This window comes from Bradyrhizobium sp. WSM4874, assembly GCF_055811835.1.
In genome coordinates, this window is record NZ_JBVVPR010000179.1 from 1 (window position 1) to 739 (window position 739).

Annotated in this window: 1 pseudogene; it reads right to left on the reverse strand. The window is 68.5% G+C overall.

The features are described 5' to 3' along the window. Positions 1 to 700 (reverse strand): annotated as a pseudogene (locus tag AC0L3P_RS39925) (transposase); the annotation flags it as partial. Between the last annotated feature and the right edge of the window lie 39 nt (positions 701 to 739).

The following is a 739-nucleotide window of genomic DNA, read 5'->3' on the forward strand; positions in this document are numbered from 1 at the left end:
TCGGGTCGAGCCCGCGCGAGACCAGGTTGTCCAGCAGGGCCTGAACCGTTGCGGCATTCTCGGTCGCCCCTTCCACCAGCGCCAGCGGATGCTTGTTGCCTTCGCCGTCAACTCCGATCGCGGCGACCAGCACGAGATCGTCGCCGAGATGCAGCCCGTCGATTTAGACCACCAGAAGGTCGAGCGCGGACAGATCGGCAGCCATGAAGTCAGCCAGCCGCGCCGCCGACAGCGCTACGAACCTCCGCGAGGCCGCCGACTTCGAAACCCCCGATCCGGGCGGTGCCGGCACGTCACCTTCGGGCAGCCGGACAGCACGGCCGAACCGGCGCGTCGACACATTGATCAGCATCAGGTTCATCGCCCAGCGACCGAGCCAATCCTCCTGCGCCGCCGTTTCCCAGCTCGGGATCGTGACCTCGCCGCCATCCACGCCCCGGACCCGCGGGCGCTCGACCTCGATCTTGCCGCCGTGGAAGCCGATCCGTCCCCGCGTTCGGCCCCAACGGTGCGCCCGCCGCGCCGCGTCGCGATCGTGGCGCGGCCCGCAGGCCGCCGTGACATCCGCCTCCATCATCGTGCCGAGCGCCTCGATCCCTGCCGCAAGGCAGAACCGATCGAAGCTCGCCCGCACTTCTGCAAACGCTTCGTCCACAGCCCCGGTCGCCGGCGAACCAGCCGGTGTGATATCTCTCGTCATGGCGTTGCTCTCCTTTGTGGAATCAGCACCCCGAGCCTA